Origin of the sequence: Nonomuraea sp. B12E4 (genome assembly GCF_039871825.1) — a bacterium.
Lineage (GTDB): Bacteria > Actinomycetota > Actinomycetes > Streptosporangiales > Streptosporangiaceae > Nonomuraea.
The window spans coordinates 69,978-82,941 of sequence record NZ_JBDPME010000001.1 but is presented as its reverse complement, the minus strand read 5'-3'; the positions used below and the strand labels follow the sequence as shown (position 1 = coordinate 82,941).

Genomic DNA, 12,964 nt, shown 5'->3' with positions numbered 1-12,964 from the left:
AGTGGGTTGTCAGTCATTGGGTGGTTTCTCCGCTGATTCCTCGTAGTCGTCCCCCACCGCGACGTCACCGTCGTCGGAGCCCGTCCAGGTCACGTGCAGATCCCCCAGCGGCTCGACCTGCTCGAACGTCACCGCCGACTCCCTGAACAATTCCAGCACGGCCAGGAACCGGGCGATGACCTCGAAGGCCCCCTCGCAGTCGGCGACCAGCGCGCGGAAGGTGGCCCGGCGCATCCGCCGCAGGTGCGCGACCAGGATGGCCGCCTGCTCCTTGACGCTGGCCAGCGGCTGGTAGATGTGCCCCACGCTGACGGTCGGCGGAAGCTTGGGGGTGAAGGCCCGCGCGGCGATCTTGGCGAGCTGCTCCGGCCCGATGCCCAGGATGAGCTCGGGCAGGAGGTTGGCGAACTGGGGCTCCAACTGCACGGTGCGCGGAAAGCGCAGCGCCTCCTCCGCCATCCGCCCGGCGAAGACCTTGGCCACCTCTTTGTACGCCTTGTACTGCAGCAACCGGGCGAACAACAGGTCCCTGGCCTCCAGCAGCGCCAGGTCCTCCTCGTCCTCCACCTCGCCGGAGGGCAGCAGCCGGGCCGCCTTCAGGTCCAGCAGGGTAGCCGCCACCAGCAGGAAATGACTGGTCTGGTCGAGATCCCAGGCGGGGCCCCGGGAGCGGATGTAGGAGATGAACTCGTCGGTGACCTTGGAGAGGGAAACCTCGGTGATATCCAGTTTGTGCTTGGCGATGAGACCCAGGAGCAGATCGAACGGCCCCTCGAAGACATCCAGGTGAACCTGGAAACCCGGCTCTGCGGTCACCTGGCCATTGTCGCAGGTGCCGGCCAGCGGGAGAGCACCTCACGGGCCAGCTCACGATAGGCGTTGGCGCCCAGGGACGACGGGTCGAAGGTGGTGATCGGCTCGCCGGCGACGGTGGCGTCGGGGAAACGGACCGTACGGTTGATCACCGTGTGGAACACCTTGTCGCCGAACGCCTCGACCACGCGGGCCAGCACCTCGCGCCCGTGCAGGGTGCGGGCGTCGTACATGGTGGCGAGCAGGCCCTCGATCTCGAGGTCCTCGTTGAGCCGCTCCTGCACCTTGGAGATGGTGTCCATGAGCAGCGCCACACCGCGCAGCGCGAAGAACTCGCACTCCAGCGGCACCATGACGCCGTGCGCGCAGGTGAGGGCGTTGATGGTGAGCAGGCCCAGCGACGGCTGGCAGTCGATGAGGCAGACGTCGTAGTGCGGCAGCAGCGGCTTGATGACCCGCCCGAGCACCTGCTCGCGGGCCACCTCGGTGACGAGCTGCACTTCGGCGGCGGACAGGTCGATGTTGCTGGGCAGCAGGTCGAGCCCCTCGACGCCGGTCTCCAGCAGCACGTCCTCGGCGGTCACGCCGCGCTCCATCAGCAGGTTGTAGACCGTCAGGTCGAGCTGGAGCGGGTTGATGCCGAGCCCGACGGAGAGCGCGCCCTGCGGGTCGAAGTCGACCAGCAGCACCTTGAGCCCGTATTCCACGAGCGCCGCGCCCAGGTTGATGGTGGTCGTGGTCTTGCCGACCCCGCCCTTCTGGTTGACCATCGCCACGACCCGCGCCGGCCCGTGCTCGTCCGGGGGGACCGGCTCCGGGAACACCGGTCTGGGCCGCTGCGTGGGGCCCAGGTTGACGCCGTTGGAAGGCGCGTTGGTCTTAGTGTCGCCCCAGGGGTTGTCGGGGGTCCCCGGGGTCGAACCCTTGGTCGTCACAGTCACCAGCTCGAACCTCCCTGACGATCCCGAACCGGACCGTCCGGACGGACACTATGGCGTCACCACTAAACGCGGCAAGGCGGCACGCCGAAGGTACCGCACGTCGCACATGATCATAGTTCACTGCCGGGCACGCGGATGCGCGGCGGCATAGACCTCTCTGAGCTTGTCGACCGTGACCAGGGTGTAGACCTGTGTGGTCGTCACCGAGGCATGGCCGAGCAACTCCTGCACCACCCTAACGTCGGCGCCACCGTCCAAGAGATGAGTTGCGAAGGAATGCCGCAGAACGTGCGGACTTATCCCCGCAAGCCCGGCGCGTTCGGCCGCCGCCTGGAGCACTTCCCACGCGCCCTGCCTGGTCAGATGCCCGCCTCGGGCGTTCAGGAAGACGGCGGGGGTCCCGCGTCCGTGGGCGAGCAGGCCGGGCCTGGCCCTGACCAGGTACGCGTCGAGCGCGGAGCGCGCATAACGCCCCAGCGGCACCACCCGGGTACGCCCTCCCTTGCCGTGCAGGCGCACCTGGTCGGTCTCCAGGTCGTCCACCGCCAGCCCGACGGCCTCGGAGATGCGGGCCCCGGTGCCGTACAGCAGCTCCAGCAGGGCGCGGTTGCGCAGGGTCAGGGGCGCGCCGTCGGGGCCGGAGGCGGCGATGAGCCGCTCGACCTCGTCCACGGCGATGGCCTTGGGCAGCCGGCGGAGCTGGCGCGGCGGCCGTATCTCGTGGGCGGGGTCGTGGGCCGTCACGCCTTCGCGCAGGGCGAAACGATGCAGCCCCCGCACCGCGGAGACGGCACGCGCGGCCGAACTGGCGACCAGGGCGCGATGCTCGTCGTCGCCCTCGCGCAGCGCCGCCAGGAAGGCCTGCACGTCGTCCTCCCCCACCTCGTCGAGCTGACGCCGGCCCCGCGCCCGCAGATGCTCGACGTAACGGCGCAGGTCACGGCGGTAGGACGCGAGCGTGTTGGCAGCCAGGCCCCGCTCCACCGCCAGATGGGCGAGGTAGCTGGAGAGCACTGCCTCCACGAACCGGTCCTTCCGTCACTCCTCCGGGGCGTCGGCGGGGCGCAACAGGGCGAACCCGTCAGCCGAAGCCGCATACGCGGCGAGGATACCGGCCACGGCCGGGGAATTGTGGATCATTCCCATGAGCGCCTTCTGCACGGCGTCGGCCAGCGGTATCCACTCGACGGGCATATCGATCTCTTCGTGCCGGTGCACGAAGTCCGTTTCGACCTTGGTCAGGTCGCGGGCGAGGAACACCCGGATCCGCTCGTCGGTCATGCCCGGCGAGCTGCGCAGGTCGACGAGCGTGTGCCAGGTGCCGGCCCGGTATCCGGCCTCCTCCTCCAGCTCGCGGGCGGCCCCGGCGACGAGCGGTTCGCCTGCCACGTCGCGGATCCCGGCGGGCAGCTCCCACAGCAGGTGGCGCGTGGGGTGACGGTATTGCCGGATCATCAGGACCCGGTCGTGCTCGTCCAGCGCGAGCACGGCCACGGCCCCGGGATGCACCACGTAGTCGCGCTCGGCGGCCTCGTCGCGGGGCATCTTCACGGTGTCGGTGACGACCCGGATGATGTGGCCCTGGAACCGCTCTTTCGTCTCGATGACTTCCCACGACTCGGGCGTGTCTCTGATCATGGTCGTGCTCGCCTCCGCACCGTGGTCCGCCCGGGAGTCGCCGCTCACTGGCCCACCTTGGCGCCCATGCGGTTGTCCGCGTAGACCAGAGCCGCGCCGACGAGGCCGTGGAACATCGGGTTGGCCCGGGTGGGGCGGGAGCGGAACTCGGGGTGCGCCTGGGTGCCGATGAAGAACGGGTGCCGCTCGACGGGCAGCTCGGTGTATTCGACCAGGCGGCCGTCCGGCGACAGCCCCGAGAAGATCAGCCCGACCCCCTCCAGCCGCTCCCGGTAGGCGTTGTTGACCTCGTAGCGGTGGCGGTGGCGCTCGTCGGCCTTGGCCTTGCCGCCGTAGAGCTGCCGGGCGAGCGTGCCCTCGCCGAGCTTGGCGGTGTAGATGCCGAGCCGCATGGTGCCGCCCATGTCGCGCTCGCCGGCGACGACGTCCTCCTGGTCGGTCATGGTGGAGATGACCGGGTGCTTGGTGTCGGGGTCGAACTCGGCCGAGTTGGCGCCCTCGATCCCGGCCAGGTTGCGGGCGGCCTCGATGACCATGCCCTGCATGCCGAGGCAGATACCGAGCAGCGGGACCTTGTTCTCGCGGGCGTGCCGGATCGCGCCGATCTTGCCCTCGATGCCGCGCACGCCGAACCCACCGGGGACCAGCACGCCGTCCACGCCGTCCAGCTCGCGCTCGGCGCCCTCGGGCGTCTCGCAGTCGTCGCTCTTGACCCACCGGATGTTGACCCGCGCGTCGTTGGCGAACCCGCCGGCGCGCAGCGCCTCGGTCACCGAGAGGTACGCGTCCGGCAAATCAATATATTTCCCCACGAGGGCGATCGTGACTTCCTTCGCCGGGCGGTGCACCCTGCGCAGGAGCTGCTCCCACTCCTTCCAGTCCACGTCGCGGAAGGGCAGGCCGAGCCGGCGCACCACATAGGCGTCGAGCCCCTCGGAGTGCAGCACCTTCGGGATGTCGTAGATCGAGACCGCGTCCACGGCCGAGACCACCGCGTCCTCGTCCACGTCGCACATGAGGCTGATCTTGCGCTTGATCGCCGTCTGCACCGGCCGGTCGGACCGCAGCACGATCGCGTCCGGCTGGATGCCGATGCTGCGCAGCGCCGCCACGCTGTGCTGCGTCGGCTTGGTCTTCAGCTCCCCCGAGGGCCCGATGTACGGCAGCAGCGACACGTGCAGGAAGAACACGTTGTCGCGCCCCACCTCGTGCCGGATCTGCCGCACGGCCTCCAGGAACGGCAGCGACTCGATGTCGCCCACCGTGCCGCCGACCTCGGTGATGACCACGTCCACCTCGGGACCGGCCATGCCCCTGATCCGGTCCTTGATCTCGTTGGTGATGTGCGGGATGACCTGGACGGTGTCGCCCAGGTATTCGCCCCGCCGCTCCTTGGCGATGACGTTGGAGTAGACCTGCCCGGTGGTCACGTTGGCCGAGCCGTGCAGGTCGGTGTCGAGGAACCGCTCGTAGTGGCCGACGTCGAGGTCGGTCTCGGCACCGTCGTCGGTGACGAACACCTCGCCGTGCTGGAACGGGTTCATGGTGCCGGGATCGACGTTGAGGTAAGGGTCGAGCTTCTGCATGGTGACCCTGAGACCGCGTGCCTTGAGGAGGCGACCGAGGCTGGATGCCGTGAGCCCCTTGCCGAGACTGGAGGCGACACCGCCGGTTACGAACAGATGCTTGGTTTGCGATGCGCTGCGCAAAGGGGCTCCCGTGGCTCGAGGTGTGGTCGAAGTGTCCACGGGCTCTCAGGATATCAAACAACGCCCCTCACATGCCTTAACGGCCCGACCTAGCGGTAACTTTGGCACCTATGTACCTTGTACGGCGGGCAATGGGCACCCTGATCCATCGCGCCTACACGGCGATCCGGCGCGCGGGCGTGATCAGCCCGGCCTCGCCCGCGGGCTACCGGTTCCGGCGGCTCGGCGACGGAGTCAGCATCGCCTTCCCGCCGGGAGCGATCTTCGGCGAGGAGTGGATCGAGATCGGCGACCACACGCTCATCGGCGAGCGCGTGTCGATCTCGTGCGGCATGGGCCCGGGGGTGGACCTGGGTCCCGACTCGATCCTGCGCATCGGCGGGAGCTGCTCGATCGGCCGCGGCACGCACATCGTGGCCCACCAGTCGATCGACATCGGCGACCACGTGTTCACCGGCCCGTACGTCTACATCACCGACCAGAACCACGTCTACGACGACCCCGAGGTCCCGATCGGCAGGCAGTGGCCGCGCAACAGCCCGGTCTCGATCGGCTCGGGCTCGTGGCTGGGCGCGGGCGCGATCATCCTGCCGGGCACGACCCTGGGCCGCCAGTGCGTGGTGGCGGGCGGCGCGGTCGTACGCGGCCGGTTCCCGGACCACAGCGTGGTCGCCGGGGTCCCGGCCAGGTTAGTCCGCCGATACACCGCCGGCCACGGCTGGCATGCTCCGGACATCGCCCTGGCCATGAATCACCAGGCCACCGCCTCCTGACCGGCCCGAGCACCGATCGCCTGGCGGCAGGGGGCGGCGGACGGGATGGACCGAACATCCTTCTGACGGTTAGCGTCGAACCATGCGGACCGCCATATGTGAACGTCTGGGCATAGATTTCCCGTTGTTCGCCTTCAGCCACTGCCGCGACGTGGTGGCCGCCGTGACGAACGCGGGCGGGTTCGGGGTGCTGGGCGCGGTCGCGTACACGGCCGAGCGGCTCGACACCGAGCTGAGCTGGATCGACGAGCAGGTGCACGGGCGGCCGTACGGGGTGGACGTGCTCGTACCCGGCAAGATCGACGCCTCCGCGCTCGACCGGAGCGCGCACCTGCTGGACCACGTCCCCGACCGGCACCGCGACTTCGTCACCCATCTGCTGTCCAAGTACGGCGTGAGCGCTCCGGGACGGCCGCTGACGGCGGTGGCCGACGAGTTCGGCCGGCGGGTGACGGCGGCCGGGGCGAGCGGGCTGATCGACGTGGCGCTGAAGCACCCGATCGGGCTGATCGCCAGCGCCCTGGGGCCGCCGCCGCCCGAGATGGTGACGGCCGCCAGGCGGGCGGGCGTGCCTGTGGCGGCGCTGGTCGGCACGGTCGAGCACGCCCACCGGCAGGTGGCGGCGGGTGCGGACCTCATCGTGGCGCAGGGCACCGAGGCGGGCGGGCACACCGGCGAGATCGCCACGATGGTGCTGGTGCCGCAGGTCGTGGACGCGGTCGCGCCGACCCCGGTGCTGGCGGCGGGCGGGATCGCGTCGGGGCGGCAGATGGCGGCGGCCATGGCGCTCGGCGCGGAGGGCGTGTGGTGCGGCTCGGTCTGGCTGACCACGGAGGAGGCCGAGACGGCACCCGCGGTCAAGCGCAAGCTGCTGGCGGCCTCGTCGCTGGACACGGTCCGGTCCAGGTCGCGTACGGGCAAGCCGGCCCGGCAGCTCAGGTCGGCCTGGACCGAGGAGTGGGACTCCGGCCAGGAGAGCCCGGGCCCGCTCGGGATGCCGCTGCAACTGCTGCTGGCCGAGGGCGCGATGCACCGCATCTCGGCGGCGGCCGAGCGGGGCGAGCCGGGGGCATTGGAGCTGGTCAACTACTACGTGGGGCAGGTGGTGGGCCAGCTCGACCGGATCAGGCCGGCCCGCCAGGTGGTGTACGACCTCGTCAGCGAGTTCGGCGAGGCGGTGCAGCGGCTGGAGCGCCTGTCCGGCTGAAGGCGTGCAGGTAGCGGGGCGGTGCGGGCGTGCCGCGCCGCCGGCGTGCCATCCCGTACCCGGACCGGCAGGGCGAAGCGGGTGACCTCTCGACGAATTAATTTCGTACAGTCCATAATTATTGCGCTAACGTGCCCTGAACGACAGGGAGGGCCATGGAGCAGCTGGTCGCCGCCGACACGCAGTTCATGCGCGAGGTCAACGCCGAGGCGGCCCGGAGGTCGTGAAGAGACTGCTGCGCATGGTCCGGCGGGCGGCGGCGCGCGCCCTGGAGGTGCCGGCGCCGCGGGAGGACGCCGTCGTGCACGGCGCGCTGCGGCATTCGCTGGACGAGATCGAACGGACCGGATTCGGACCCGTGCGCAGGTGAGAAGGCCGGCGCGCGGGCGGGATCGGGCGCGTCGGCGAGAGCGAATCGGTAAGGAGAAAAGGTCATGGGTATGACGGCACCGGCTCGGTGGCTCGTGGCGGTCGGCAGCCTTCTCGCGCTGACGGCCTGCGCGGGCACCGGAGGCTCCCCCGGCGGCGGCACACAGAGACAGATCGCCGTGTCGACGGCCGTTCCGGACGAGCCCGTGACGCTCACCCTCGCCTACACCGACGACCCGCCCTCCAAGGCGCTCATCGAGGGCTTCACCAAGCGGCACCCGAACGTCACGATCAAGCCCCAGATGACGCCGTTCAACGACTACGTCAAGTCGATCAAGCTGGCGATGTCGTCCGCCCAGCCGCCGGACGTCGCCCAGTACAACCCGGGCGCCATGAGCTCGCTGGTCCCCGCCGGTCTCGTGCTCGACCTGGGCCCGTGGGCGAAGGCGTACGGCTGGAACGACCGTTTCCCACCGGCCACCCTGGAGACCCTCAGCTCCGACAAGACGGCCAAGCGGTTCGGCACCGGCGCCCTCTACGCCGCTCCCGGCGGGCTGTCCGTGCTGGGCGTGTTCTACAACAAGTCGCTCGTCAAGAAGGTGCCGAAGACGCTGGGCGACTTCGAGACCGCCATGCAGCAGGCGAAGGACGCCGGGCACGCCCCGCTGAGCGTCGGCGCGCTCCAGGTCGGCGGCTTCCAGATCTGGAACGCGCTGCTGAACGTGCTGGGCGACGTCAAGCAGTACCGCTCGTGGGTCTACGGCGAGCCGAACGCCACGATCGAGACCGACGGCGCGCGCAAGGCCGCCGAGACCCTGACCGGCTGGGTGCGCAAGGGCTACGTCCCGGCCGCCGCGAACGCCACGGCCGACACCGACGCGCAGGCCGAATTCGCCGGCGGCAAGAGCGCGTTCCTGATCACCGGCAACTGGGCCGCCGCCGCGCTGGAGAAGCAGATGGGCGACGACGTCGGCTTCTTCCTCATGCCGGGGCCGACGGCGGAGCCGCCGAAGGTCGCCTCCGGGTCGAGCGTCTCGTACGCCATCTCGTCCAAGACCCAGCACCCCAACGTCGCCGCGGCGTTCCTGGACTACCTCAGCTCGCCGGAGGCGGCGAAGGTGCAGTTCGAGGCCGGGTTCATGCCCGTCGACACCAAGACCGACATGGGCGGGGCGGGTCTGCCCGTGGAGATCAAGGCCGCCTTCACGCCGGTGGCGCAGGCCAACGGGATCGTCCCGTTCGCCGACTACGCCTCCCCCGGCATGATCGACAAGCTGACGCCCGGCGTGCAGGGCCTCATCAGCGGCAAGATGGCCACCGCCGGCTTCCTGAGCTCGCTGCAGCAGTCCTGGAACGAGCACCATGGCTCATGAGGCCGCCGGCCGCGGGCGGCGGATCCGCGGCCTGCCGTACGTGCTGCCCGCCCTGGCCGTCTACCTGGGCTTCGCGATCTGGCCGGCCCTGGACACGCTGCGCCTGTCGCTTCTCCACTGGGACGGCATCCTGCCGGCGACCTGGGCGGGCCTGGACAACTACGTCAAGATCTTCCAGGACAGCGCGCTCCACGAGGCCATCCTGCACAGCCTGGTGCTGATCATCTTCTTCTCGGCCATCCCGATCGCCGCGGGATTGCTGATGACAGCCCTGCTGATAGGGAAGGTCCGCCGGGGGATGACGTTCTTCCGGATCGTCTTCTTCCTCCCCCAGGTGCTGCCGCTGGTCGCCGTCGGCATCACCTGGCGCTGGCTCTACAGCGAGTCCGGCGTCGTCAACCAGCTCCTCGGCCTGGTGGGGCTGGGCGGGCTGACCCGGGCCTGGCTGGCCGACTACGCCCTGGCGCTGGTCGCGCTCGGCCTCATCGGCACCTGGGTGATGAGCGGGTTGTGCATGATGCTCTTCCTGGCCGGCGCGCAGAAGATCGACCCGGCCCTGTACGAGGCCGCCACGCTCGACGGCGCCGGCGCCTACCAGCGCTTCCGCAACGTCACCCTGCCCGGGGTGCGCAAGGAGATCACGATCGCCGGGGTGATCACCACGATCGCCGCGCTGGCCAGCTTCGACCTCGTCTTCGTCACCACGAACGGCGGCCCGGCCGGCCAGACCAACGTGCCGGCCCTGCTGGTCTACCGGCTGGCCTTCAACGAGGGCGACATCGGTGGCGCCAGCGCGCTGGCCGTCGTACTGACCGTGCTCGTGGTGGCCGTGGTCAGCGTCATCCGCTACGCCGCCAGGGACAGGGGTTGAGGATGCGCATCCGATACGGCGTGCTCGTGCTGCTGGCGGTCATGGTGCTGCTGCCGTTCGCCGGCATCGTCCTGGCCGCCCTGCACCCTCCCGGATCGCAGATCAGCGGGCTGAGCCTGCCGGAGGAGTGGTCGTGGCAGAACTTCGCGCTCGCCTGGGAGCGGGGCAACTTCTCCAACCTCATGGCGTCGAGCGTGCTGATCGCGGTCTGCGTGGTGCCGCTCACGGTGGTGCTGGCCACGCTGGCGGCGTACGGGCTGACCGTGCTCAGGGTGTGGGGCCACCGTACGCTGTCGGCCGGATTCGTGCTGGGGCTGACGCTGCCGGTGGAGCTCGTGGTGGTGGCGCTCTACTTCAACCTGCGCCAGGTCGGCCTCACCGACTCCTACGTGGGCATCGTGCTGGCCGAGGCGGCGCTGTTCCTGCCGTTCGGGGTCTACTGGATGCAGGCCCACTTCTCGGGCGTGCCGGGCGGCCTCGTGGAGGCGGCACGCATCGACGGCGCCCGCGACCTCGTCGTGCTGCTGCGCGTGCTGCTGCCGATCTCCTGGCCGGCGATCACCACGCTGTCGGTGCTGTACTTCATGTGGTCGTGGAACCAGTTCCTGCTGGTGCTGGTCATGATGCAGAACCCGGACGAGCGGACCGCGCCGACCGGCCTCGGCCTGTTCGTCGGCCAGTATTCGACGGACATCCCGCTGCTGGCGGCCGCCAGCCTGATCGTGATCGCGCCGATCGTCCTGGTCTACCTGACGTTCCAGCGCAGCTTCGTCGAGGGGATCACCCGGGGGGCCGTCAAGGGGTAACCGCGCGTGTCCCGGTACGCCGCGGCGTCACGGGACCAGCGGCTCCTTGACCACGGTGCCAGGCACCCAGGTGCCCTCCACCTCCACCTCCACCTCCGTGGGGGCACCGGGCAGGTAGGCGTAGGCGATGGACTCCCGGGCGGTGTAGCCGTAGCCGCCGGAGGTGACGCGGGCCACCACCCGGCCGTCCACCCGGACCGGCTCGTTGCCGAGCGCGACGGCCCCCGGGTCGCGCAACGTCAGGCACCGCAGCCGCCGCTCGGGCTCCGGGTCCAGGGCGTCCTTGCCCAGGAAGTCCTTGTCGAGCTTGACGCAGAAGCCCAGTCCCGCCTCGTACGGGGTGGTCTCGGGCCCGAGGTCGGCGCCCCACACCCGGTAGCCCTTCTCCAGCCGGAGGCTGTCGATGGCGCGGTAGCCGCCGGCGGTCAGGTCCTGCGGCTCGCCCGCCCGCCAGAGCGTCTGCCACAACGCCGAGCCGTACTCGCTGGAGCAGTAGAGCTCCCAGCCCATCTCCCCCACGAACGTCACCCGCAGCGCCAGCACCGGCACATCGCCCACGGTGATCTCGCGCGCCGACATGAACGGGAAGTCCAGCGGTTCGGGGGTCAGGCCGGACAGGATGTCGCGGGCGCGCGGGCCCCACAGGGCGAAGCACGCGTACTGGCCGGTGACGTCGGCGATCCTGGCCGTGGCGCCGGTGAGCGCCGCCTGCTTGCGCAGCCAGCCCAGGTCGTGCGAGCCGAACGCGGTGCCGGTGATGATCAGGAACTCCTGCTCGCCCCGCCTGGTTACGGTGAAGTCGCATTCGATGCCGCCGCGCCGGTTGAGCGCCTGCGTGTAGGTGACGGCGCCCACCTGGCGGGCCACGCGGTTGTCGCACACCCATTCCAGCAGCTCGGCGGCGTCCGGGCCGGTGACCTCGATCTTGGCGAACGAGCTCTCGTCGAACAGCCCGGCGCTCGTACGGGTGGCGCGGTGCTCGGCCCCGACGGCGGGCGACCACTCCCGCCCGGCCCAGCCGCCCGGCCGCTCCGCCTCCTCGCCCCGCCCGTCGGCCTGCTCGTTGGCGGCGTAGTGGTTGACCCGCTCCCAGCCGGCCTTCTCGCCGAAGACGGCGCCGTGGGCGGCGTGCCAGCCGTAGGCGGGCGAGACCCGCAGCGGGCGGCCCGCCGCGCGCTCCTGGCCCGGATAACGGATGTCGTAGTACGACTCGTAGTTCTCGACCGTGCGCTTGACCGTGTACGACGGCGAGCGGTACTGGCGGCCGAAGCGGCGGATGTCCATGTGCCAGACGTCCATGCTGGGCTCGCCCTCGACGATCCACTCGGCCATGATCTTGCCGATGCCGCCCGCGCCCGCGATGCCGTGCGCGCAGAACCCGGCCGCCACGTAGAAGCCGCCGACCTCGGTCTCGCCCAGGCAGAACTCGTTGTCGGGGGTGAACGCCTCGGGCCCGTTGATCAGCTTGCGGATGCCGACGTCGGCCAGCGCGGGCACGCGGATCACGGCGTTTTCCGAAATTTCCTGAAATCTGGGCCAATCTTCGGACAAGAGGCGGCCGTTGAAGTCCTGCGGGATCGCGTCGTAGGTGTGGTGGCCGGCCGTCCAGGGGGCGGAGGTGCGCTCGTACCCGCCCATGACCAGGCCCTGCACCTCCTGCCGGTAGTAGACGAGCAGGTCGGGGTCGCGCAGCGTGGGCAGGCCCGACAGGTCGTGGCAGGCGTCGGTCACCACGTACTGGTGCGACATGGGCACGACCGGGATCCGCACCCCGGCCATGCGGCCGATCTCGGCCGCGAACATGCCGCCGCAGTTGACCACGATCTCGCAGGCGATGTCCCCCTGGTCGGTGCGCACCCCGGTGACGCGGCCGCGCTCGGTGGTGATGCCGAGCACCCGGGTGCGGGTACGGATGTCCACCCCGCCCTCGCGGGCGCGGGCCGCGAGCGCCATGCAGAGCTGCGAGGGGTCCACCTGCCCGTCGGTGGGCAGGTACGCGGCCCCGAGGACCCCCTCCGGGCTCATCAGCGGGAACAGCTCGACGGCCTGGGCCACCGAGATCTCCTCCAGCGGCAGCCCGAACGTGCGCGCCCAGCCGATCTGGCGGCGGATCTCCGCCATGCGCTCCGGGGTGGTGGCCAGCTTGATGCCGCCGCACTCGGTCCAGCCCGCGTCCAGGGTGCGGTAGAGCTCGACCGAGTACTGGTTCATCCTGGTCAGCGTCGGGTCGGCGCGCAACTGGCCGACGAGACCCGCCGAGTGGAAGGTGGAGCCGCTGGTGAGCTCGTCCCGCTCCAGCAGGACGACGTCGCGTTCGCCGAGTTGGGTGAGGTGGTAGGCGACGGACGCGCCGCCCACGCCGCCGCCGATGATCACGATGCGGGCCGAGTCGGTCATGGTCGCGAGGCTAGCCGCCGGAGTGTAAAAGGGTCTAGACCGTTCGGTTGAACGAAGATCTTGTTCT

General features: G+C 70.3%; 12 protein-coding genes. 6 read left to right on the top strand and 6 right to left on the bottom strand.

All coding sequences use genetic code 11. The annotated features are described in order from the left end of the window. Positions 1-9 precede the first annotated feature (9 nt). From ABGB18_RS00365 to ABGB18_RS00345, 5 genes are all read right to left on the bottom strand, one after another. Positions 10-816 (bottom strand): segregation/condensation protein A, encoded by an 807-nt coding sequence (locus ABGB18_RS00365; RefSeq protein WP_347693214.1) that lies wholly within the window; start codon positions 814-816, stop codon positions 10-12. Next, positions 813-1,754 (bottom strand): ParA family protein, encoded by a 942-nt coding sequence (locus ABGB18_RS00360; protein WP_347693213.1) that lies wholly within the window; start codon positions 1,752-1,754, stop codon positions 813-815. Before ABGB18_RS00360 ends, ABGB18_RS00365 begins: the two co-directional genes overlap by 4 nt. A gap of 117 nt (positions 1,755-1,871) precedes the next feature. Next, positions 1,872-2,777 (bottom strand): site-specific tyrosine recombinase XerD, encoded by a 906-nt coding sequence (gene xerD, locus ABGB18_RS00355; protein WP_347693212.1) that lies wholly within the window; start codon positions 2,775-2,777, stop codon positions 1,872-1,874. 15 nt (positions 2,778-2,792) lie between these two features. Then, positions 2,793-3,392 (bottom strand): NUDIX hydrolase, encoded by a 600-nt coding sequence (locus ABGB18_RS00350; protein WP_347694277.1) that lies wholly within the window; start codon positions 3,390-3,392, stop codon positions 2,793-2,795. 44 nt (positions 3,393-3,436) lie between these two features. Next, positions 3,437-5,101, bottom strand: coding sequence for a CTP synthase (locus ABGB18_RS00345; RefSeq protein WP_347693211.1), 1,665 nt, complete (start codon positions 5,099-5,101; stop codon positions 3,437-3,439). 110 nt (positions 5,102-5,211) lie between these two features. Here ABGB18_RS00345 and ABGB18_RS00340 point away from each other — a divergent pair, with 110 nt between their 5' ends. From ABGB18_RS00340 to ABGB18_RS00315, 6 genes are all read left to right on the top strand, one after another. Further along, positions 5,212-5,874 (top strand): DapH/DapD/GlmU-related protein, encoded by a 663-nt coding sequence (locus tag ABGB18_RS00340; RefSeq protein ID WP_347693210.1) that lies wholly within the window; start codon positions 5,212-5,214, stop codon positions 5,872-5,874. Between the two features lie 82 nt (positions 5,875-5,956). Then, entirely contained in the window at positions 5,957-7,081 is a 1,125-nt protein-coding gene (locus ABGB18_RS00335; protein ID WP_347693209.1) for a nitronate monooxygenase family protein, read from the top strand. A 223-nt stretch (positions 7,082-7,304) separates the two neighbouring features. Continuing rightward, positions 7,305-7,451 carry a hypothetical protein gene (locus ABGB18_RS00330; protein ID WP_347693208.1) on the top strand — a complete coding sequence of 49 codons (147 nt, stop codon included), beginning with the start codon at positions 7,305-7,307 and terminating at the stop codon, positions 7,449-7,451. 64 nt (positions 7,452-7,515) lie between these two features. Continuing rightward, complete coding sequence (locus tag ABGB18_RS00325; RefSeq protein WP_347693207.1) at positions 7,516-8,823, top strand: extracellular solute-binding protein; 1,308 nt, start codon at positions 7,516-7,518, stop codon at positions 8,821-8,823. Continuing rightward, entirely contained in the window at positions 8,813-9,694 is an 882-nt protein-coding gene (locus ABGB18_RS00320; protein WP_347693206.1) for a sugar ABC transporter permease, read from the top strand. The genes ABGB18_RS00325 and ABGB18_RS00320 overlap by 11 nt, the downstream gene beginning before the upstream one ends. 2 nt (positions 9,695-9,696) lie before the next feature. Beyond that, on the top strand, positions 9,697-10,500 hold the full coding sequence (locus tag ABGB18_RS00315) for a carbohydrate ABC transporter permease (protein ID WP_347693205.1): 804 nt from the start codon (positions 9,697-9,699) through the stop codon (positions 10,498-10,500). A gap of 27 nt (positions 10,501-10,527) precedes the next feature. Here the strand turns inward: ABGB18_RS00315 and ABGB18_RS00310 are convergent, their stop codons facing one another. Next, positions 10,528-12,897, bottom strand: coding sequence for an FAD-dependent oxidoreductase (locus ABGB18_RS00310; RefSeq protein WP_347693204.1), 2,370 nt, complete (start codon positions 12,895-12,897; stop codon positions 10,528-10,530). Positions 12,898-12,964 lie beyond the last annotated feature (67 nt).